The organism is Paenarthrobacter sp. NPDC090522, from assembly GCF_044769225.1.
In the GTDB taxonomy this organism is placed as follows: Bacteria; Actinomycetota; Actinomycetes; order Actinomycetales; family Micrococcaceae; genus Arthrobacter.
In genome coordinates, this window is the sequence record NZ_JBIVXL010000024.1 from 31,836 (window position 1) to 52,359 (window position 20,524).

Here is a 20,524-nt window from a genome sequence, read left to right on the forward strand (position 1 = left end):
CCTTATGCAGCCCCGAGCATGGGACCGAAGTTGGCCCGATCGGCAAGCCGCGGGTCCTCCCGGTCCGGGACCACCAGCACAGGACCCTTGGCGTGGTGAAGGACGCCGTCGGACGTAGAGCCAAGGAGCATCCCGGCAAAACCGCCGCGGCCCCGGGTACCCAGCACCACAAGCTCAACGCCCCTGCTTGCTTCCACCAGGACATCCACGGGTGAGCCGTCGGTCAGTTCGGTTTCCACGGTCAGTTTGGGGAAGTGGCTGCGCAGCCAGGCGACGCCTGCGTCCAGTTGCACCTTGATGTCCGCGAACAGTGCATCCCTGTCCAGCGGCGCGGGAACCCAGGCGAGGGAGCCGCTGTATTGCGGGACGGCACAAATGACCCGGAGCTTGGCTCCCATTCGTTCTGCCTGCTCGGCAGCTTCCAAAACTGCGATGCGGGCCTGCTCGGAACCATCGACGCCTACCACTACGACGTTCTCCACCGTGCGCGGACCGGCCTTGGCGTGCTCGGCCTTGATGTGGCGGTCCTCGGTGTTCTCCCCGAGGCGATCGGCGCAGTACAACGGCACCGTAACCGTGGGGCATTTTGCGTGGGCCGGGAGCGCGCTGCTCACCGAACCCAGGAGCCGCCCAACGAAACCTCCCCGGCCCCGGCTTCCGAAGACCAGCAATGCGGCCTCGGTTGAAAGGTCCAGCAACACCCCGGCGGCATCTCCATTCTCCACGGAGGCATCCACGTCCAGGTCATAGCCGGCCACCTTGTCCATGGCCTGTTTGACGATTGCTTCCGCACCCTCGCGGATGACGGAATCGTCCACGGTGGCGTAACCGCCGTCCAGGCCGGAGGCCGCGAAAATCGGCACTGAATAGGCCGTGACGATATGCAGGGGAAGTTGGCGGCGTTCAGCCTCGCGGGCCGCCCACACCAAAGCGCATTGACCGTGTTCCGAGCCGTCTACTCCGACGACGATTCCACCGGGTGCAACGGCTTCTCCGTCGCCGCTCCGGGGTTCTTCAACGTGACTGCCGTGCTGGTCCATGGGGCCCGCCTCTCCACCTGCTGCTTTTGTTCCGGTCATTCTGCCAGAGGTTTCACCCGCAAGGTGACACGCCCGGCCTGGTGCGAATATCCGGGGAAGGAGAAGTTCAGGGCATCCCCTTCCACTGCCCACTATTCTCGGTTGCCAAGGCCGAATCAAGGCGACTTTTCGCCCGCCGCATAACGGTCCGGGCTCGGTTTCAGGTGTGGTTGCCGGACTCTGGATGAACAAGTAAAAACACGCTGCCATTGAGGCTATCCACGGCCCCAAAAGTTCTGTAGTGTTCGAGTCACCGAATGGCCGGCAAGCGTGTTCCAGGACACACCCGGCCATTTGTTTGCGGACGCTGGGGGAGCTTGGACGCGAAACAACGCGATGCCTTCGGGCACACACGTCAAGGAGGAACCAAGCAGTGTCACTCACGCCTGATTCCGGCACAGAGCGCACCACCACCGTGGTGATTGGAGCCGGGCTTTCCGGCCTGGCCGTGGCCAGCGAGCTCAGCCGCTACGGCGTTGGCTCAATTGTGGTGGACGGGTTTGGATCCCTGTCCACATCCGGTCCCTCCGTCCACACGGGAATGCTGCAGCGCTGCGATGCTGCCGACCCCGCGGCCATGCTGGAACGCAACCAGATCCTCCGGCACTTGCGGAACTACGCAGCCAGCCATCAGCTCGACGTGCGGAGCACCACCAAGGCGGTGCGCCTGGACTTCCTGGGAGCCAGCCAGGGCCTGCAACTCGGCGAGCGGAGCGTGGCGGACCTTTCGACTCCCGGCATTGGCGTCCCCGGCCTGGCAACGGCGGGCCTCGCCCCGTTCGAGCCGGCACCTCGACAGTGGGCCGTACACACGGCCAGCGGCATCCTCCTGGCGGACCACATCGTTGTGACGCGTTGCGCCCAAAGCCAGTTGCGCCGGATGTTGGCCGAACTGGGCATCGCGATCGGGCAGAACCTCGTGGCAGCCATGCGGGCGGTGGGGATGCACCTTGTTGGCGTCGGAGAGCTCATCACCCCTACGCCCAAGGAAGTGCTCCGCCAGGCAAAGGCAGTGGGACAGGCCATCTCGTCGAAGGTGGCGCTCCCGGCAGGACCGGGCATCGCGATCGCCTGAAACTGGCACGGCCAGCGCCGCGGCTGCCAGACCACACCGGCATGCCCGCTGTCCTGAGCAACGAGTGAACCCTTAATAACCACAGGCCGGCACCCGGAGAGCAATCTCTCCCAGGTGCCGGCCTTGGTGGTGTTTAAGCGTGAAGCTTAGGCGCCAGCGCGTACGTACGTGATGGGGCCGGTTGCGGTCAGCCAGCTGATCGGGTGGATGCCGGTCTGGTTGCCGTTGATGCCGCCACTGATGGCCTGGCCGTTGCCGATGTAGATAGCAACGTGGCCGGACTGGACAATCATGTCGCCGGGCTGGGGATCGCTGACTACCTTGCCGTAGTTCAGGAACTGCATCGGAGCGAGGTCACCCACGGGGATGCCTGCCGAGCCGAGTGCGCGCTCCACCATGGCGGTGCAGTCCTGCATGATGCCGATCTGGGCGTAAGCCGAAGCAACCATGGCTGCGTTGACACTCCCGGCAGGTGCTGCTGCTGCAGGAGCCGCGGCGGCGGGAGCAGCCGCGGTAGCTGCAACGGTAGCCTTGGCCGTGGTGGCAGCCGCAGTGGTTGCCTTCTTGGCCGGAGCCGCAGCCACGGGGGCCGGCTTCTCGATCACGGGAGCTGCCACGGAGGAAACCGCGGGGCGCTCGAAGTTGATGGTGGCAGTTGCAGCTGCGGTGACCACCTTGTTGGGGGTCTCCGCAACGGTTTCGGCAACCGTCGCCGGGCTGGAGTCACGCTGGACCGGGGCCTGTGCGGGGGTCTCGGCAGCGTGGGCGGCAATGGAGCCGGTCAGGACAAGGCCGGAAGCCGCAGCAATAACGGCTGCCTGGCGGCCAGCGCCCGAAGCGTTGCTGGCAACGGCCTTGGAGATGGAGATGAACGGATTGGGACGTGCGATGTCCGCCTTACGACGGCCGCGAAGAATGCGTGAAGACATGAAAAAGCCTCTCCCGATGCCTGCGAGGTTAGCTGTCGGATTCGGATGGGAGTCACCCGGTCACTATCCCCCGCTGTTCAGCGGAAGCTTCGTGACTTCACCCCAAGGCGCGCTCAATGGCGGCCTAAAATGGGTTCCCCGTCTCTGCCGTAGGTTTGTCTGCGAACGGATTCCGGACTGCGGCAGAGCTAGGCAATCAGGCCGGAAGTGCCCCAAATAGGGATCGGGCACAGGTACTACCGTAACGGATGATCACGCCAAAGTCACATTTGAGTAACGAGGAGTTGGCTTTGCGCGTGTCGCGGTAACCCTTTCGAGATTTTCGCAGGTATGTAGAAAACCGCGTCATTCCGCGGAATTATCGCCCTCGGCCTCGTTGGAAGCGGCCAACTTCCTGCGGGCTGTAACAGCCAGGAAAACCACCAGGCCGACTGCCACCACGGCGAGGCCCACAATGCTCCACGGGAAGGGCTGGGAGGCGGCCGGAGCCGACTCGCCGGAGCCGGTCCCCGGAGCTGCCGTTCCTGCGCTCGGAACCACCGCTCCCGATGCCGAAGCGGACGGCGAGGCGCCCGCGGAGCCGTCTGCCGCCGTCGTGCTTCCCGTGGTGGCCGTGAACTTGAAGGTGCCCTCAATGGGGTGCGAATCGGAGCTGACCACGCGCCACACCACCGTGTACTCGCCGGCCGGCGCTCCCGGGCGCAACTTTTGGACTGCCTGGTTGTCGATGATTTCGACGGCGCCGTCAGCCCAGTTTTCGCCGCCCGCGGTGACCGTCACCCCGGAACCGATGGCCAGCGGACGGTTGTTGAAGGTGATGGAGACCGACGCCGGGACTGCCGCCACGGTGGCTCCGTTGGCCGGAGTGGTGGACTCGGCGACGTCGTGCGCGGACGCGGGGGCGGCACCAAAAAGTACCGCCGAGGCGAAGGCAAGGGCGGCAACGACGGCGGCCAGAAGCGGGCGGATGGTACGCATGGGGCGGTTTCTCCTAATGTTGGCTTCCTTACAGACTAGGCGAATCGTCCGGGCGCCCCGTAGCCGCGGGCATAGGATTTGAGAGCACACTCACCCGATCCCCGGAGACCTTCATGCTTAAACAAGGTTCTGCCATAGACCGCTACTTCAAGATTTCCGAACGTGGTTCCACGTACTCACGGGAAATCCGTGGCGGGTTCGCGACCTTCTTTGCCATGAGCTACATCGTGGTCCTGAACCCCCTGATCCTCTCCGGAGCCGACTCCAGCGGAGCCTCACTGGGCTTCACGGCAGTTGCAGCCACCACCGCGTTCGTTGCGGGCATCCTGACCATCCTCATGGGAGCCTGGGCCAAGCACCCGTTCGCGGTGGCCACGGGCCTGGGAGTGAACGCCTTCGTTGCCGTCACCGTCGCTTCACACCCGGGGCTGACGTGGCCGGACATGATGGGCCTCGTGGTCTTGTCCGGCCTCACCATGTTGATCCTGGTCCTCACGGGCTTCCGCACCGCTGTGTTCAAAGCAGTCCCGGAAGCCCTCAAGACCGCGATCGTGGTGGGCATCGGCCTGTTCATTGCCCTGATCGGCCTGGTCAACGCCGGTTTCGTCCGGCGCATCCCCGACGCCGCCGGAACCACGGTTCCCCTGGGACTCGGCGTGGACGGCAAGCTCATGGGCTGGCCAACACTGGTGTTCGCCGTCGGCCTGATCCTGACCATCGCCTTGGTGGTCCGCAAGGTCCGCGGCGCGATCCTGATCGGCATCGTCGTGTCCACCGCGTTGGCGGCGATCCTGGAATTCACCCTGCACATCGGCCCGAGCTTCGACGGCAAGAACGTCAACCCGCGCGGCTGGTCCCTCGTGGCACCGACGCTCTCGGAATGGGGCGCTCCGGACCTTTCGCTGATCGGCAAGGCGAACCCTTTCGGCGCTTTTGAACATCTAGGCTTCATCGCCGCAGCCCTGCTGGCCTTCGTGATCCTGCTCAGTATCTTCTTCGACGCCATGGGCACCATGGTTGGCCTGGCCAACGAGGCGGGAACCGTCGACGAGCACGGCAACATCCCCAATGTGGACCGCGTGCTCCAGGTGGACGCCCTCGGCGCGATTGTTGGTGGCGGCGCGTCCGTCTCGTCCAACCAGATCTTCGTCGAGTCCGGAGCCGGCATCGGCGAAGGTGCGCGGACCGGCCTGGCGTCCATCGTGACCGGTGTGCTGTTCCTGGTGGCCATGTTCTTCACGCCGCTCATCAACCTGGTTCCGTTCGAAGCCGTCGCCCCCGCGCTGGTGGTGGTGGGCTTCATGATGGTGTCCCAGGTGGGCAAGATCGACTGGCAGGACTGGGGCGTGGGCATCCCGGCGTTCTTGACCATCGCCCTCATGCCGTTCACGTACTCGATCGCCAACGGCCTCGGGGCGGGCTTCATCTCCTACGTCCTGATCCGTACCTTCCAGGGCCGCGCCCGCGAAGTGCACCCGCTCATGTGGGCTGTTGCAGCGGCGTTCCTGCTGTTCTTCGGCATTGGCACCGTTGAGGAACTGCTGGGCGTGAAATAGGCATTCCGGTATTTCAGACACTCCGGACGCGGAACTGCTGGCTTTGGCAGTCCGGGTCCGGTGTGCTTTAAGCATGGAAACCAGCGCCTTCACCGTAGACACCACCCCCAGGCCGTGGACCGGACGCTTCGACGGCGACGGCGACGAACACCGCCGGTGGTGGCAGGCCGTGGCTCCCCATGCTCCGGAGGCCGCCGCAGCCGCCTCGCGCCCCGCCGTCGTGCTTGGTTTCTGCAGCGACGCCGGCGTGAAGCGCAACAAAGGGCGCGTGGGTGCCGCCGCAGCTCCGGCCGCGATCCGTGCCGCGCTGGGTCCTTTGGCCTTCCACCTGGACCGCGACGTTTTCGACGCCGGCGACGTTGTGGTCGAGGGCGACGCCCTGGAAGCAGGCCAGGAGCGGGCAGGACGCGCCATTGCGGGACTGCTCGACGGCGGCAACCTCACCGTGGTGCTGGGCGGCGGGCACGAGACCGCGTTTGCCAGCTACCTGGGCGTTGCCGGATCGGAGGCCGTGCGCAGCGGAAAACGTTTGGGCGTGCTGAACCTCGATGCCCACTTCGACCTGCGGGATGAGCCGACACCGAGCTCCGGAACCCCGTTCCTCCAGATGGCCCAGGAGGAGGCCGCCGCGGGGCGCGAACTGCAGTACGCCGTCGTGGGTATTTCCGAACCCAACAACACGCGGACCCTGTTCGATACCGCGGACCGGCTCGGCGTGAAATACCTGCTGGACGAAGACTGCTCACCGGAAGCGGTGGAGACCTTCGTGGCCGACTTCCTGGCCGGGATCGACGTGCTGTACCTGACGATCGACCTCGATGTGTTGCCCGCCGCGGTGGCGCCGGGCGTGAGTGCCCCGGCCGCGTATGGCGTGCCGCTGCCGGTGATCAGCGCGGTCTGCAAGCAGGTTGCCGCGAGTGGCGCGTTGCTGCACCTGGACGTGGCTGAATTGAACCCTGAGTTCGACATCGACTCCCGTACCGCCAAGGTTGCGGCCCGGCTGGTGAACACGCTCCTGGCCTAGCTGTTTCCTTGCGGCCATCCTGCGCATAGCCTGTGTGGATGGGCGCAACTCCTGTGCAGGACAAGTGGACTGTCCAGAACAAATGGACCTGGGTCTCCGGGCCCGTGGCGGTTGCCCTTGGCCTCGCTGCCCACGTTGTCTCCGGCGGAAGCGCGCCGGCCATCCCGGTACTGCTTGGTTTCGTGGCCCTTGCGGCGTTGGGCGCGCAGCTCATTTCCCGCTGGATCCACGGGCCGCTGCTGTTGCTGTTGGTTTCCGGAGCAACGCAGCAGCTGCTGTTCTTTGGCTTTGACGCGCTGGGAGGTTCCATCCCCGGGCTCGGCTCCCTGGACCACCTCCACGGCACCGGCCGGATTCCGGAAGACCTGCCCGTTCCCGCGCCCGGCGGCACCCCCATCCACGCAGGGGACCTCATGCTTTACACGCACGCCGCGGCGGCGATCCTCACGCTCCTGATCGGCGCCGGCGTGGCCAAACTGGCGGGAAGGTCATGGCGGGGGCGCATGCTTCATGCCACGCAACCGTAGGCAACAGTGACGTAGTGCGGCGACCAGCGACGTAGCCCGGGCGTCAGGCCGCGTAGCCTAACCGTCAGCCCGCGTAGCCCTGCGAAAACCGGGGCAAAGAACTTTGCTTGGCTACCCCGGCCGAACCTAGTGTCGTTGGCACGTGGTGTACCCAAGAGGCCAGGGAGCTGCCTGCAAAGCAGCGCACGCGGGTTCGAATCCCGCCACCACGTCTAATGGGTCCGTGGCCCTCGCCGGGTTGGCAACTCGGCGGAAGTCTTACTGCGCGGCGTCGAAGCCTGCGAGGAGCCGGCGGGATGCGGTAACCATATGGGAGCGCATCTGCTGGGTGACAGCGTCGACGTCCCGGGCCTTCAAAGCTTCATAGATCGCCGTGTGTTCCTTGAGGGCAGCTTCTGCGTGGCCTTCGTCCGTCAGGGCGCGGTCCACCCAGATCCTCAGCAAGGAGCGGATGCTCTGCAGCAGCTCCTCCAGGACCATGTTTCCGGAGGCGGCAGCGATCTCGCGGTGGAAAGCGGCGTCTGCTTCGACATAAGCTACCAGGTCATCGAGGTTCCTTTCCATGGCATCGAGGTTGGCGCGCATGCGTTCCAAGGCCTCGTCGGTGACCCGCCCGGCGGCCAACTCCACGGCTTGCACTTCCAGGCCGCTGCGGAGCTCAACGAGTTCCCGCGTGCGCGGCTCCCCCAGCATCAAGCCCCAACTGAGCGTCCGCGGCAAGAGTTCGGAGACGCCGTCGCGCAGGTACGTCCCGGAACCCGGCCGGACGATGACGATGCCGAGAATCTCCAAGGCGGCCAAGGCCTCGCGAATGGCCGAGCGTCCAACACCCAACGACGCTGCCAGCGTGCGTTCGGCCGGCAGCCGTGTGCCCGGCGCGATATCACCGCTGGTGAAGTAGGCGAGCAGGCGCTCGGCCACTTCGGACACGACGGAGCCCTGCTCCATGGGCGCAAGAGCCGCCGTCATTTGGGCCGCTGCGGCGGCGGGATTCACAGGCATCCTCAAAGCGTAGCAACCGGATGACCAATCAGGGGCAGCGTCGGAGGACGCTTCAAAAAGGAACACATCAACCGGTTGACCAATTCTGATTCCAGTCCTATGGTTTAAGTCACAAGCTTCGTTTTGGCCGGACCCAGACCGGCAATCCACGAGTCAGCCCGGCGCATCCAATGCAGGATCTGCGGGGACACCAACATCTAGGAGTCAATGTGGACACCACACAATCGGTGGTAGAGAAATCCGCAATCAAGAAGGTGGCGATCCGGCTGGTGCCGTTCGTCGCCCTGATGTTCTTCATCAATTACCTGGACCGCACGGCCATCTCCTTCGCCGGCCCCAATGGCATGAACAATGACCTGGCGTTGTCCGCAGCCCAGTTCGGTTTCGCCTCAGGCGTCTTCTTCATCGGCTACATCCTGCTGGAAGTCCCCAGCAACCTTGCCCTCCACAAGTTCGGCGCCCGCCGCTGGCTTGCCCGCATCATGGTCAGCTGGGGCATCGTGTCCCTGCTCTTCACCTGGGTGGGCAACGTTGAGCAGCTCTACATCCTGCGGTTCATCCTCGGTGTTGCAGAAGCCGGCTTCTTCCCCGGCGCCATCCTGTTCCTGAGCCTCTGGGTTCCATCCAAGCACCGCAGCAAGATCCTTGCCCTCTTCTACTTGGCCCAGCCGCTGACCACCGTGATCGGTGCTCCCCTGGCCGGTGCGCTCATCCAGCAGCACGGCGTGTTCTTCGGCCTCGAAGGCTGGCGCTTCATGTTCTTCGGCGTCGCTGTCCCGGCCATCGTGATCGGTGTCATCGCCTGGTTCTACCTGGCCGACAACCCCGCCAAGGCCAAGTGGCTCACCGCCGAGGAAAAGACCTGGCTGACCGGCGCCCTGGAGAAGGAAAAGGCCGAGACTGCCGCCAGCAACAAGCACGTCAGCGTCCGCACCGTGTTCGGCAACGGCCGTGTCTGGATGCTCTCCCTGATCTACTTCGGCTTCATCTACGGCCTCTACGCCCTGGGCTTCTTCCTGCCGACCATCATCGCGGGCTTCGAAGGCCTCTACGGTGCCAAGTTCGACGTCTTCCAGAAGGGCCTCATCACGGCCATCCCGTACCTCCCGGCAGCATTCGCCCTGTACTTCTGGTCCAAGGACGCCACCAAACGCGGCGTCAAGACCTGGCACATCGCCCTCCCGGCACTGATCGGCGGCCTCAGCATCCCGCTGGCTCTCTTTGCCGGCTCCCCCGCTGCGACCATCGCCGTCATCACCATCACCGCCATGGCTATCTTCGCTGCACTGCCCAACTTCTGGACCGTCCCCACGCAGTTCCTGACCGGTGCAGCCGCCGCAGCGGGCATCGCCCTCATCAACACCGTAGGCAACCTGGCAGGCTTCAGTGCCGGCTACATCACGGGCTGGCTCAAGGACTGGACCGGCAACTACACGGTTCCCATGTTCGTGGTGGGCGGCTTCATGTTGCTCTCCTCGATCCTCATGGTGGTCCTCAGCCGCCAGGGCAAGGCCGCAGAAGGCACCTCTGCCGAGGCCCTCGACCCCCAGGGCGCCGGACACCGCTCAGAGCCGTAACCCTCCCCGATCCGGGGTGCCCTCCCGAACGGCGGGCACCCCTCCCAACCACGCACACTTTCACGCCAACTGCTCCAGGAGCCCCCGCATGACCCGCTTGTTCAATGAACCCTCAGCCTTCGCTGACGAGATGATCGATGGTTTCGTGGCATCGCACGGCCGGTGGGTCCGCCGGGTTTCCGGCGGCGTAGCCCGGAGCACGCGTTCGACGCCGGACACGGTCGCCTTGGTGATCGGTGGCGGCTCGGGCCACTACCCGGCGTTCGCCGGATTGGTGGGCCAGGGCCTGGCGCATGGTGCGGCGATGGGGAACCTGTTTGCTTCCCCCTCCGCGCAGCAGGTCTATAACGTGGCCAAAGCCTCGGATAACGGCGCGGGTGTGCTGCTGGGGTACGGCAACTACGCCGGGGACGTCCTGCACTTTACCCAGGCCCAGGACAGGCTCCGCGCCGAGGGCATCGATTGCCGCAGCATCGCGGTCACGGACGATACTTCCTCGGCCCCGTTGGCGGAGAAGCACAAGCGCCGCGGCATCGCCGGTGACCTGACCGTGTTCAAGGTCGCCGCAGCCGCCGCAGAGGCAGGCCACTCCATGGACTCGGTGGTGGAGATCGCCGAACGCGCCAATGACCGCACCCGCTCTTTTGGTGTCGCGTTCACCGGCTGCACCCTGCCCGGCGCTCCCGAGCCGCTCTTCTCCGTTCCCGAGGGGCGCATGGCGGTAGGCATGGGTATCCACGGCGAACCCGGCATCGGCGAAACGGACATCCCGACGGCGGATGCCCTTGCCGAACTGCTCGTGAAGGACCTGCTGGCCGAGGTCCCGGACGGTGTCTCGGTGGAGGGTGCACGGGTTGTCCCTCTTCTTAACGGCCTCGGGTCCGTGAAGTACGAAGAACTCTTTGTGGTCTACCGCCGCGTCGCCCAACTCCTGGCCGATGCCGGTGTGGTGGCCGTGGACCCGCAGGTCGGTGAGCTTGTGACCAGCTTCGACATGGCCGGTACCTCCTTGACCCTGTTCTGGCTCGACGCTGAACTCGAGGAATTGTGGCTCGCTCCCGCGGATGCTCCGGCGTTCCGCCGTGGCGCGGTCACCGCCCAAGCGCTCGACGCCGAGGAACTCGCCTTTGACGCGGAGCAGTTGGCCGTGATCCCGGACGCCACCGAGGAGTCCCGTCAAGCAGCCCCGGCCATCCTCGCCGCCCTGGACGCGGCGAAGGCCGTGATCGACGCAAACGTGGCCGAACTGGGCAGGATCGACGCCATCGCCGGCGACGGTGACCACGGCATCGGCATGGAACGCGGTATCCACGCCGCAGCAGCTGCCGCGGCAGACGCCGTCGTCCGTGGTGCCGGTGCCGGGACCGTGTTGAACCTGGCCGCGGATGCCTGGGCCGACAAGGCCGGTGGCACCTCGGGTGCGTTGTGGGGCATGGCCCTGCGTGCGGTCGGGAACGCGGTGGGTGACACCGAGGCCCCCAACGCCGCGGCCGTGGCCGCCGGGGTGGCCGAAGCGAAGCGTTCCATCATGGACTTCGGCAAAGCCAAGGTCGGCGACAAGACCCTGGTGGACGTCCTGTCCCCCTTCAGCGACGCCCTCACCGCCGCGGTGAACGACGGCGGTTCCCTCCGGGACGCGTGGGGTACTGCAGCCACGGTCGCGGAGCAGTCCGCCGAAGCGACCGCGAACCTGCTGCCCCTCATGGGCCGTGCCCGCCCGCACGCCGAAAAGAGCCTCGGAACCCCGGACGCCGGAGCCATCTCCATGGCGCTGATCGTCCGGGCCATCCACAACACCCTCATTGGTGAAACCGCCGCTAAGAACACTGTTAAGGAGAACGCATGAGCGCCACACTGCGCCTGGTCATCGGATCGGACGACGCCGGATTCGAGTACAAGGAGGCCCTCAAGGCTGACCTGGAAGCGAACCCTTTGGTGGAGTCCGTGACGGACGTCGGGGTGGACGCGACCTCCCACACTCCCTACCCGTCGGTGGCGATCGCCGCGGCCGAACTCGTCGCCGCCGGCAAAGCAGACCGCGCCCTGCTGGTCTGCGGAACGGGACTGGGGGTGGCGATCGCCGCGAACAAGGTCCCTGGTGTCCGCGCCGTCACCGCGCACGATTCCTTCTCCGTGGAACGCTCCATCCTGTCCAACAACGCCCAGATTCTCACCATGGGACAGCGCGTCATCGGCCTGGAACTGGCCCGCCGGCTGGCCAAGGAATGGCTCACCTACACCTTCGACGAAAGCTCCGCCTCGGCAGAGAAGGTCACCCTGATTAAGGACTACGAAGGTGTCACCAGCTGCTGATCCCGTTGCCGCCAAAGCCGTGATCGGGGTGAGCCTGAAGATGTACTTCGGGCACGCCCGCTCCGTGGACTACTGCCGCGACGTCGCCACCATCGCCCTGAAGCACCCCGCGGTGCAGAACGGCGGGATCGAACTGTTCATCCTCCCGGTCCTGCCCGCCCTCCCGGAAGCCGCACGGATCCTCGGACCCGCGCACGTGGGCACCGGCGCGCAGGACATCTTCTGGGAAGACGAAGGCGCTTACACGGGCGAAGTCGGCGGCAAGACCGTGGCCGAACTCGGTGGACGGTACGCCGAGGTAGGCCACGCCGAACGCCGCCGGATCTTCGGTGAGGACGACCGCGTCATTGGCCTGAAAACCGCTGCCGCGTACCGCAACGGCCTCACCCCCGTGCTCTGCGTCGGCGAACTCACCGCAGGCTCCCCCGAAGAGGCGATCGCCCAGTGCACCGCCGAGATCGACGCCGCCCTCAACCGGGCAGCCACCCTCGGGCCGGCGGGCAGGACCATCGTGGCCTATGAGCCGCAGTGGGCCATCGGCGCACCCGAACCGGCCACACCGGAGTACATCAGCGCGGTGGCCCGCGGCCTCGACGCCCACCTGCGCACGTTGCCGGGCCAGGAAACCAGCCGGGTCATCTACGGCGGGAGCGCCGGACCGGGCCTGATCACGGAACTGGACACCGCCGTCGCGGGTTTGTTCCTGGGCCGCTTCGCGCACGACCCCGCCGCGCTGAAGACCATCCTGGATGAGACCGCGGCACGGCTGGCAACACAGGAGGTCGCAGCATGAGCAGGATTGGGCTCTCCAGCTACGCGTTTTTCTGGCAGCTCTCGGACCAGGTCAATAACCCGCTGAGCATCCACGACGCCCTCCGGAAGGCCGCCGGGTTGGGCGTGGACCTCTTCCAGATCTGCGATTACGCCCCGCTGGAGACCATGGACGACGCCGACCTCGCCGCCGTCCGTGCCACAGCCGACGGGCTCGGGATCACCGTGGAACTCGGCACCAAGGGCATCCAGAAAGAACATCTCCGGAAATTCCTGCACACCGCCGGAATCCTGGGCTCGGACCTGCTCCGGACCATGTTCAACGTCCCCGGCCACACCCCCAGCAACGACGAAGCCGTGGACATCTTCACCGAGGTCCTTCCGGAGTTCGAGGCAGCCGGGGTGAAGATCGCGATCGAAACCTACGAACAAGTCCCCACCGAACGGATCCTGGACGTCATCAAGACCGTCAACAACCCGTACCTGGGCATCTGCAGCGACCCCGCCAACACCGTCGCGGCCCTGGAGATGCCCCGGCAGGTCATCGACCAGGTGGCACCGCATGTGCTGAACATGCACATCAAAGACTTTGCGTTCAGCCGCAAACAGGGATGGGTCGGATTCACGTACTCCGGCGCACCCCTCGGCGAAGGACTCCTCGACTACGACTACATGGTCGACAAGATCCAGCCCAAAACCAGAAACATCAACCAAATCGTCGAACACTGGCTGCCCTGGCAGGACACCGAAGCAGAAACCATCCGCCTCGAAAACCAGTGGACCCAACAAAGCCTCGATTTCCTAAGGAGCAAGTGAAATGTCAGCAGAAACTTTGACCGTCGCCGTCATCGGAGCCGGAGGCAAGATGGGGATGCGCGTTTCCCGGAACCTCCAGAAGTCGGGCCACACCGTCTTCTACAGCGAGAACTCCCCCGCCGGCCAGGAACGCATCCAGGCTGAGGGCCGCGACATCACCGCCACCGACGACGCCGTGAAGGGCGCCGACGTCGTGATCCTCGCCGTCCCGGACACCGTCCTGGGCATCGTCTCCGAAGGCGTGGTCCCGCAGATGAAGTCCGGCGCCATCCTCCTGACCCTGGACCCGGCCGCCGCCTACGCCGGCCTGCTGGCCAAGCGCGACGACGTGGTCCAGGCCGTCGCCCACCCGTGCCACCCGTCCGTGTTCCTGGAGCGCACCACCAAGGAAGAATGGGCCGACACCTTCGGCGGCGAAGGCGCACCCCAGAACGTCGTCGCCGCGATCGACGACGACGCCCCGGCGGCAACCCGCGACAACGCCGAAGCCGTCATCCGCACCATCTACGCCCCCGTGATCGACGTCCACTGGGTCACCGTGTACCAGCTCGCCGTGCTGGAACCCACCCTGGTGGAGACCGTGGCGTGCATGATCGGCACCCTGCTGAACGAAGCACTGCACGAGACCGTCCACACCGTCGGCGTCCCCGAAGCAGCTGCCAAGGCCATGCTGTTCGGCCACGTCCAGATCGCCCTCACCAACGCCCTCCGTGGCTCCAACCCGTTCTCCGAGGCCTGCGAAATCGCCATCCAGTACGGCAAGGACACCATCATCAAGGACGACTGGAAGAAAATCTTCGACGACTCCGAACTCGACAACGTCATCGCCAAGATGCTCAAGCTCGACGCCGTCAAGCGCTAAGCGCCCGCGGGCAAACACATCAGCCCCTTGCCGGACTTCCGGCAAGGGGCTGAGTGCGTCTGGGGATAAGCGTCTGCATGAACTAATAAGTAGCCAACTCTCGATAAACTACTTCACAGCGGGCAACAGCCGGCTGCTTCGTTAAAAACGAAAGACCCGACGGCAATCGGGTCCTTGTTCAGCGCGGAGCGCTCTTTGGTGCGATATTCAGGACATACCCCTGAAGCCACACCTCAAGCGTATGCCCCGTTGCGTGCCGTGTGCAAACACATCGGCCGCAATCGCACCCTGTCCTCGAGAGGGGGTGCACCATGCCTCGTCAGCGGAAACGCTCCGAGCACTGGGGCCGCCTGAACTTCATGGTCAACCTCGTTCGCCTTGCGTACGAGATTGTCAGGGGGTTCTGGCACACCAAACCCTAGCGGGTTTGCGGTGGCCGCGGGCAGGATCCGCGGCCACCGGCCGCACTCCGGAAGACCTCCCTGATCCCTTTACCGCCGGCCCCTTGGAAGCGATCATGGGATGAGGCGCAGGGACTTCGCCGACCGCACCAGTACGGCCGCTACTTGCGCAGCCCCAGGGCAGCGGAGGCGCGACATGGCACCCACAATGGAGCCGGCGGACGGGTTTCTCACCGACTACTACGAGCACGTGGCCGACGACGACGTCCGCAACTACACCCCCGAAACCCTGCTGGAACGGGCCCGCTACCACCGGACCTTGGCTGAACGCCGCGAGCCCGGGCAGTCCGTGGTCGGCATCCTGCACGAGGCCGATGCGAGCGTCATTGCGATCGTCACGGATGACCTCCCGTATCTCCTGCCCTCGGTGACCGCCGAGATCGCCAGGGACACGTCATCGATCCGCCTCCTGGTCCACCCCACGTTCCGGGTGGACCGCGACCCCGCCACCCACCGCCTGATCGGCCTCCATCGGGGACCGCACCGCACGGGGCTGCCCACCGGCGTCGAACACCCACCGGAAACGCACGACGGCGGCCAGCTCACCGAGGCCTGGCTGGCGCTGGACATCCCACGGTTGGCGGATGAGGAAACCACCGCGCGGCTCATCTCCCGCGTGGAGGCCGTGGTGCACGACGTTCGTACCGCAGCCGAGGACACTGTGGCCATGCACGCACAGCTGGAGAGCGTGCTGCGGGAACTGGACAGGCAGTCCGACGCCGGAACGGACGAAGCCCAAGAGCTGCTGCGCTGGCTGGATGACGGAAACTTCGTGTTCCTGGGGTACCGCGGGCCGGATGGAACGGGGCTCGGGATCCTGCAGGACCTTCCGGCCGCGGAGACCGCCATGGACAACCGACGTTCCGGGACGCCGATCCTCACGCTCACCAAGTCCACCCGCCGCTCGACGGTGCTGCGCCATGCCTACCTGGACGAGATGAGGGTCCGAACCCCCGGTGTCCCGGGCGGGCACACCTTCGTTGGCCTGTTCTCCCCCAACTCCTCGGCCCACTCGGCGCTGCAGATTCCAGTGATCCGGGACACGGTGCTCGATGTCCTCCGGATGTTCGGCTACCCCGCGGAATCACATCCCGGCAAGGAACTGGTGGCCGTCATGGACGCCTATCCGCGGGATGAACTGTTCCACATCGATGCCGAACAACTGGCGGTGCACGCGCGCGAAATCCTGCGCCTGCAGGAGCGTCACAGCACCCGGCTCTTCCTTCGCCCGGACTCCTACGGCCGGTTCATGACGGCACTCGTCTTCCTGCCCCGCCACCGCTACAGCACGGCCGTCCGGCTCAACATCGAGCGCGAGCTGCGCGAAGCCTTCGGCGCCGACGAAATAGAGTTCGAGCTGCGGCTGGGAGAGTCAGCCATGGCACGGGTGTTCTTCCGGATCCTGCTGCCCGGCGGCAACCACAGCGAAAGCGGAACCAGTCCGCACGGGGTGACTGCCGCCGTCGTCGATTCAGCGGTCCTCATCGATTCAACGGTCCTGGAACAGCGAATCCTTGCCGCCACGAGGTCCTGGGCCCAGGGCCTGGACGAGGCACTGCAGGCAAGGTACCCCCGGGAGGAAGCCACCCGGCTCTCGGCGCAGTGGGCCGGGGCGTTCCCGGCGAGCTACAAAGCCGACTATGAGGTGGAAGATGCCGTTGCGGACATCGCCAGGTTCGAAGGATTTCCGGCGGGAGACCAGATCGAAAACCGGGAGCCGGATCCCATCGTCTCCGTCTACAAGCGCCCCGGCACGGCCATCCTGGCCGAGGACGCCCGCGCGCGCCTGTACTTGACCCGTCCGCAGAGCCTCACGCAGATCCTGCCGTTCTTCCACAACCTGGGGCTGAAGGTCCTGGACCAGCGGCCTTTCGATGTGCAGCGCGCGGATGGCCGGCAGTTTTTCCTGTACGACCTCGGGCTGAAGTACCCCCGCGGCGTGGACCCGCTGCCGACGGCTGAACTGCTGGCCGACTCGTTTTGCGCCTCGATGCGCGGCGATGCGGAGTCGGATGCCTTCGACGCCCTGGTGATCAGGGAGGGCATCGACTGGCGCCGGGTAGCGATCCTGCGCGCCTACGCCAAGTACCTGCGGCAACTGGGCAGCACCAACTCGTATGGTTTCATTGCGGATACCCTGCGGGCCAATGTCACGCCCACGCATGCGCTGCTGGAGTTGTTCGAAGCCAAATTCAACCCGGACCTCTTTGCGCCGGACCTGTTCGAACCCGGCCCCGGCGCGCCTGCAGGCGGCGGTGATGTCTTCGAAGAAGGCACCAGCGAGCTCAGCCACCGGACCCAAGCCATCCATCAAGCCCGGACAGCGTTGGCCGCAGCAATCGACGCCGTGCCGATCCTCGATGCGGACCGGCTCCTGCGGCAACTCGCGAGTCTGGTGGAGGCCACCCTGCGCACCAACTTCTACCTGGACAAGCCATACATCAGCGTCAAGCTCAACCCGTCCAGCATTCCCGCCGCACCTGCGCCCCGGCCCAAGTTCGAGATCTGGGTCTACTCGCCGCGCGTTGAGGGCGTTCACCTCCGCTTCGGGCCTATTGCCCGCGGCGGGCTGCGCTGGTCCGACCGGCGGGAGGATTTCCGCACGGAGATCCTGGGACTGGTGAAGGCCCAGACCGTCAAGAACGCGGTCATCGTGCCCACGGGCGCGAAGGGCGGTTTCTTCCCCAAGCTCCTCCCGGACCCCGCCGAGGACCGGGCGGCATGGCTCGCCGAGGGGCAGGAAAGCTACCGGACTTTCATCCGTGGCCTCCTGGACATCACGGACAACCTGGTGGCCGATCCCGACGGCGGCCCCAACGGCACGGTAGTGGCGCCACCTCGCGTGGTCCGGCACGACGGCGACGACTACTACCTGGTGGTGGCCGCGGACAAGGGAACCGCTGCGTTCTCCGACCTCGCCAACTCGGTGGCGGCGGAGTACGGCTTCTGGCTGGGAGACGCCTTCGCTTCCGGCGGCTCGGTGGGCTACGACCACAAGCAGATGGGCATCACCGCACGCGGGGCCTGGGAATCCGTGCGGCATCACTTCAGCGAACTCACCATCGATTCCCGCGCCGAGGACTTTACGGTAGTGGGCATCGGGGACATGAGCGGCGACGTGTTCGGCAACGGCATGCTCCTGTCCAACCACATCAAACTGGTAGCCGCCTTCGACCATCGGCACATCTTCCTTGACCCCACCCCGGACCCGGCGGCCTCCTACCAGGAACGCGAACGCCTCTTCAAACTCCCCCGCTCGTCCTGGGCCGACTACGACCCCACCAAACTGAGCCCCGGCGGCGGAGTGTTTTCCAGATCGGAAAAATCGATTCCGGTCACCGAACAGGTCCGCCTCGCCTTGGGCATGGAGGAAAGCACGACGGCGGCCAGCCCGCCCGAGCTTCTGCGCGCGGTCCTCGCTGCCCCGGTGGACCTCCTGTACAACGGTGGCATCGGCACCTACGTCAAGGCCTCCACGGAATCCCATGCGGACGTCGGGGACAAGTCCAACGACGCCATCCGCGTGGACGCCCGGGATCTTCGGGCTCACATCATCGCCGAGGGCGGAAACCTCGGGGTGACCCAGCGGGGCAGGATCGAGGCAGCCCTTGCTGGAATCCTGGTGAACACGGACGCAATCGATAATTCGGCCGGCGTGGACTGTTCCGACCACGAGGTCAACATCAAGGTGTTCCTGGACCGGATGATCTCCGCAGGACGAATGTCCGCGGCGGACCGGACCGGATTCCTGCACTCGCTCCAGGGCGAAGTGGGCCGGCTGGTCTTGAAAACCAACGACCACCAGAACACGCTCCTCCTCAACGACAAGCAGTTGGCAGTGGAATGGAGTCCCAGCTTTGAACGGACCATGGACTGGCTGGAAGCGGCAACGGACCTTGACCGCCAGTTGGAATGTTTGCCGGGCAACCAGGAACTGAGGGCGCGGATCCTGACGGGCAAGGGCCTGACCACCCCTGAGCTGGCGGTCCTGGCGGCCTATGCCAAGATCGAGCTCGCCAAGGAACTCACGGACGGTGGCCTGGCGGACGATCCCTGGTTCTCGCAAACGTTGCACTCGTACTTTCCCAAGCAGGTCTCCGAACGGTTTGGCGAGCACCTTGCCACCCACCCGTTGCGCCGCGAAATCGTTGCCACGGTGGTGGCCAACGACATGATCAACATGGGCGGCATCTCCTTCGCCTTCCGGGCCATGGAGGAGACCACGGTGTCCGCCACTGCCGTGGCCAGGGCGTTCGTGGTGATGCGGGAGATCTGGGACTTCGATTCCGTCATGGAGACCATCGCCCAGCTTCCGTCCAGCACGCCGAGCGAGTACGGAGCGGCCGTGGCCCTGGACATGCGACGCCTGTTGGATCGCTCCGTCCGCTGGTACGTCACCCATGATTTCCGGGACAAGCCGGTGGCGGATGCCTTCGCCCGGCTGGAACGTCCCATGGCGTTGATGCGGGCCAACTTCACGGGATTCCTGCACGGCATCAACCTGGCCCACTCCTTGAAGCGCCTGGCCCACACCGACTCCGTGGGATTGCCGCACAGCCTTGGCATCCGGGCCTCCGAGCTCCTGGTGAGCTACGGGCTGCTGGATATCTCCGCGATCGCCGAGGAACTCCAGGAGCCGGTGGAAGCTGTGGCCGAGGTGTATTTCGCCGTGTTCGAGCGTATTTCCGCCATCCCCCTCCTGGAACACATCACCATGCTCTCCAGGGACACCCATTGGGAATCCCTGGCCCGGGCGGCTTTGAGGGATGACATGTACCTGGTGCTGGCGGACATGACCAAGGCCGTGGTCCGGCACACTCCCCGCTCAGCGACCGTCAGCGATCCCGTGGAGCGGATCATGGACTGGGAACGGGGAAACATCGAACAACTGGCGCGCATCCAGGAGACCATCCAGGAAGCCATCAAGCCAGGTCCCATGGACATTGCCGCGCTGTCCGTGGCTGTGAAGCTGCTCCGGGCCATGATCCGCCGGTGAGACACACGTCACTTAGCTGCCAGTCATCTTACAAATTTTTGGGTGAGAGGTTCTATAATCGATGGGTCGCCCTCGCATGCGGCACGTAATAGGAGGTCCCCCAATGACTGCAATGACGGCAGAACGCGAAATCCGCCTGTCCTTTTCCGAGGCAGGCGAGATCCACGACGGACTCGATCGCGCCGTGGATACCCTGATCGAAAGCGCAGCAGCAGAAGCTAACTGCGGCATACTGGTGACGCGCCACGAGCCCGGCACCTACACCGTGGCCCTGGACGAATCCGTTCCCTTCGGCCAGACCCACGAAGCCCTCGCCGCCTGACCACACCCACGAAGGCAGGTTCTTGGCAGCGAAGCCAAAAACCGGGGCCTGTCCCTTTCCGCTCTACTACCCGCGGAAAGGGACAGGCCCCGGTTTCTGTTTAAGCTCCCCAAGTAGGTCGCAATTGTGCGCGTTATGAGGGCGGCGGAGTCATAGGGTCGTTGCAACGCTCTGATTGATGGAGCGTGTTGTGGTCAGGAATTTTTCGTTGGACGCCCGGCGGGAGTTTGTTGATT

16 protein-coding genes, 1 tRNA gene and 1 riboswitch are annotated in these 20,524 nt (G+C 65.3%); of the genes, 13 read left to right on the forward strand and 4 right to left on the reverse strand.

All coding sequences use genetic code 11. The annotated features are described in order from the left end of the window. Window positions 1-2 precede the first annotated feature (2 nt). Complete coding sequence (locus ACIQT2_RS21490) at window positions 3-1,040, reverse strand: universal stress protein (protein WP_400335747.1); 1,038 nt, start codon at window positions 1,038-1,040, stop codon at window positions 3-5. Between the two features lie 412 nt (window positions 1,041-1,452). On the opposite strand from ACIQT2_RS21490, the gene ACIQT2_RS21495 reads away from it, so the two are divergent. Beyond that, window positions 1,453-2,154, forward strand: a complete 702-nt coding sequence (locus tag ACIQT2_RS21495) for an FAD-binding protein (protein WP_400335546.1) — start codon at window positions 1,453-1,455, stop codon at window positions 2,152-2,154. Between the two features lie 146 nt (window positions 2,155-2,300). Here ACIQT2_RS21495 and ACIQT2_RS21500 read toward each other — a convergent pair whose 3' ends face one another. Both ACIQT2_RS21500 and ACIQT2_RS21505 read right to left on the reverse strand, forming a co-directional pair. Further along, window positions 2,301-3,083, reverse strand: a complete 783-nt coding sequence (locus ACIQT2_RS21500) for an NlpC/P60 family protein (protein ID WP_400335548.1) — start codon at window positions 3,081-3,083, stop codon at window positions 2,301-2,303. Between the two features lie 3 nt (window positions 3,084-3,086). Beyond that, a riboswitch (cyclic di-AMP (ydaO/yuaA leader) is annotated at window positions 3,087-3,278 on the reverse strand. A gap of 150 nt (window positions 3,279-3,428) precedes the next feature. After that, window positions 3,429-4,061 carry a copper resistance protein CopC gene (locus ACIQT2_RS21505; RefSeq protein WP_400335550.1) on the reverse strand — a complete coding sequence of 211 codons (633 nt, stop codon included), beginning with the start codon at window positions 4,059-4,061 and terminating at the stop codon, window positions 3,429-3,431. A gap of 113 nt (window positions 4,062-4,174) precedes the next feature. On the opposite strand from ACIQT2_RS21505, the gene ACIQT2_RS21510 reads away from it, so the two are divergent. From ACIQT2_RS21510 to ACIQT2_RS21525, 4 genes are all read left to right on the forward strand, one after another. Then, window positions 4,175-5,617, forward strand: coding sequence for an NCS2 family permease (locus ACIQT2_RS21510; protein ID WP_402950639.1), 1,443 nt, complete (start codon window positions 4,175-4,177; stop codon window positions 5,615-5,617). Window positions 5,618-5,690: 73 nt separating this feature from the next. Then, on the forward strand, window positions 5,691-6,641 hold the full coding sequence (gene hutG, locus ACIQT2_RS21515) for a formimidoylglutamase (RefSeq protein ID WP_400335554.1): 951 nt from the start codon (window positions 5,691-5,693) through the stop codon (window positions 6,639-6,641). A 38-nt stretch (window positions 6,642-6,679) separates the two neighbouring features. Then, a complete protein-coding gene (locus tag ACIQT2_RS21520; RefSeq protein WP_400335556.1) occupies window positions 6,680-7,168 on the forward strand; it encodes a hypothetical protein in 489 nt (162 codons plus the stop codon). A 141-nt stretch (window positions 7,169-7,309) separates the two neighbouring features. Continuing rightward, window positions 7,310-7,380 (forward strand) — tRNA-Cys (locus ACIQT2_RS21525). 46 nt (window positions 7,381-7,426) lie between these two features. Here the strand turns inward: ACIQT2_RS21525 and ACIQT2_RS21530 are convergent. Next, window positions 7,427-8,170 carry a FadR/GntR family transcriptional regulator gene (locus ACIQT2_RS21530; RefSeq protein ID WP_402950642.1) on the reverse strand — a complete coding sequence of 248 codons (744 nt, stop codon included), beginning with the start codon at window positions 8,168-8,170 and terminating at the stop codon, window positions 7,427-7,429. A gap of 209 nt (window positions 8,171-8,379) precedes the next feature. On the opposite strand from ACIQT2_RS21530, the gene ACIQT2_RS21535 reads away from it, so the two are divergent. The 8 genes from ACIQT2_RS21535 to ACIQT2_RS21570 all read left to right on the forward strand — a co-directional run bounded on the left by ACIQT2_RS21535 (window position 8,380) and on the right by ACIQT2_RS21570 (window position 20,288). Further along, entirely contained in the window at window positions 8,380-9,747 is a 1,368-nt protein-coding gene (locus ACIQT2_RS21535) for an MFS transporter (protein WP_402950645.1), read from the forward strand. Between the two features lie 88 nt (window positions 9,748-9,835). Further along, a complete protein-coding gene (locus ACIQT2_RS21540; protein WP_402950647.1) occupies window positions 9,836-11,593 on the forward strand; it encodes a dihydroxyacetone kinase family protein in 1,758 nt (585 codons plus the stop codon). Continuing rightward, window positions 11,590-12,060: a ribose-5-phosphate isomerase gene (locus ACIQT2_RS21545; RefSeq protein WP_402950649.1), complete on the forward strand. Its 471-nt coding sequence runs from the start codon at window positions 11,590-11,592 to the stop codon at window positions 12,058-12,060. Before ACIQT2_RS21540 ends, ACIQT2_RS21545 begins: the two co-directional genes overlap by 4 nt. Further along, window positions 12,044-12,853 (forward strand): triose-phosphate isomerase family protein, encoded by an 810-nt coding sequence (locus tag ACIQT2_RS21550; protein ID WP_402950652.1) that lies wholly within the window; start codon window positions 12,044-12,046, stop codon window positions 12,851-12,853. The genes ACIQT2_RS21545 and ACIQT2_RS21550 overlap by 17 nt, the downstream gene beginning before the upstream one ends. Then, a complete protein-coding gene (locus ACIQT2_RS21555; protein WP_402950655.1) occupies window positions 12,850-13,647 on the forward strand; it encodes a sugar phosphate isomerase/epimerase family protein in 798 nt (265 codons plus the stop codon). Before ACIQT2_RS21550 ends, ACIQT2_RS21555 begins: the two co-directional genes overlap by 4 nt. A 1-nt stretch (window position 13,648) precedes the next feature. Next, window positions 13,649-14,509 (forward strand): phosphogluconate dehydrogenase C-terminal domain-containing protein, encoded by an 861-nt coding sequence (locus tag ACIQT2_RS21560; RefSeq protein ID WP_400335573.1) that lies wholly within the window; start codon window positions 13,649-13,651, stop codon window positions 14,507-14,509. A 597-nt stretch (window positions 14,510-15,106) separates the two neighbouring features. Then, the gene (locus ACIQT2_RS21565; protein WP_402950658.1) at window positions 15,107-19,966 is read left to right on the forward strand and encodes an NAD-glutamate dehydrogenase; all 4,860 of its coding nucleotides are present in this window, start codon (window positions 15,107-15,109) and stop codon (window positions 19,964-19,966) included. A gap of 112 nt (window positions 19,967-20,078) precedes the next feature. Further along, entirely contained in the window at window positions 20,079-20,288 is a 210-nt protein-coding gene (locus tag ACIQT2_RS21570; RefSeq protein ID WP_397325062.1) for a hypothetical protein, read from the forward strand. The last annotated feature ends 236 nt before the right edge of the window (window positions 20,289-20,524 follow it).

Bases quoted from the DNA above. Each gene is read 5' to 3' on its own strand.
- ACIQT2_RS21490 (WP_400335747.1), bottom strand. From the start codon at position 1,040: ATGGACCAGCACGGCAGTCACGTTGAAGAACCCCGGAGCGGCGACGGA.
- ACIQT2_RS21500 (WP_400335548.1), bottom strand. From the start codon at position 3,083: ATGTCTTCACGCATTCTTCGCGGCCGTCGTAAGGCGGACATCGCACGT.
- ACIQT2_RS21505 (WP_400335550.1), bottom strand. From the start codon at position 4,061: ATGCGTACCATCCGCCCGCTTCTGGCCGCCGTCGTTGCCGCCCTTGCC.
- ACIQT2_RS21510 (WP_402950639.1), top strand. From the start codon at position 4,175: ATGCTTAAACAAGGTTCTGCCATAGACCGCTACTTCAAGATTTCCGAA.
- hutG (WP_400335554.1), top strand. From the start codon at position 5,691: ATGGAAACCAGCGCCTTCACCGTAGACACCACCCCCAGGCCGTGGACC.
- ACIQT2_RS21520 (WP_400335556.1), top strand. From the start codon at position 6,680: ATGGGCGCAACTCCTGTGCAGGACAAGTGGACTGTCCAGAACAAATGG.
- ACIQT2_RS21530 (WP_402950642.1), bottom strand. From the start codon at position 8,170: ATGCCTGTGAATCCCGCCGCCGCAGCGGCCCAAATGACGGCGGCTCTT.
- ACIQT2_RS21540 (WP_402950647.1), top strand. From the start codon at position 9,836: ATGACCCGCTTGTTCAATGAACCCTCAGCCTTCGCTGACGAGATGATC.
- ACIQT2_RS21545 (WP_402950649.1), top strand. From the start codon at position 11,590: ATGAGCGCCACACTGCGCCTGGTCATCGGATCGGACGACGCCGGATTC.
- ACIQT2_RS21555 (WP_402950655.1), top strand. From the start codon at position 12,850: ATGAGCAGGATTGGGCTCTCCAGCTACGCGTTTTTCTGGCAGCTCTCG.
- ACIQT2_RS21560 (WP_400335573.1), top strand. From the start codon at position 13,649: ATGTCAGCAGAAACTTTGACCGTCGCCGTCATCGGAGCCGGAGGCAAG.
- ACIQT2_RS21565 (WP_402950658.1), top strand. From the start codon at position 15,107: ATGGCACCCACAATGGAGCCGGCGGACGGGTTTCTCACCGACTACTAC.
- ACIQT2_RS21570 (WP_397325062.1), top strand. From the start codon at position 20,079: ATGACGGCAGAACGCGAAATCCGCCTGTCCTTTTCCGAGGCAGGCGAG.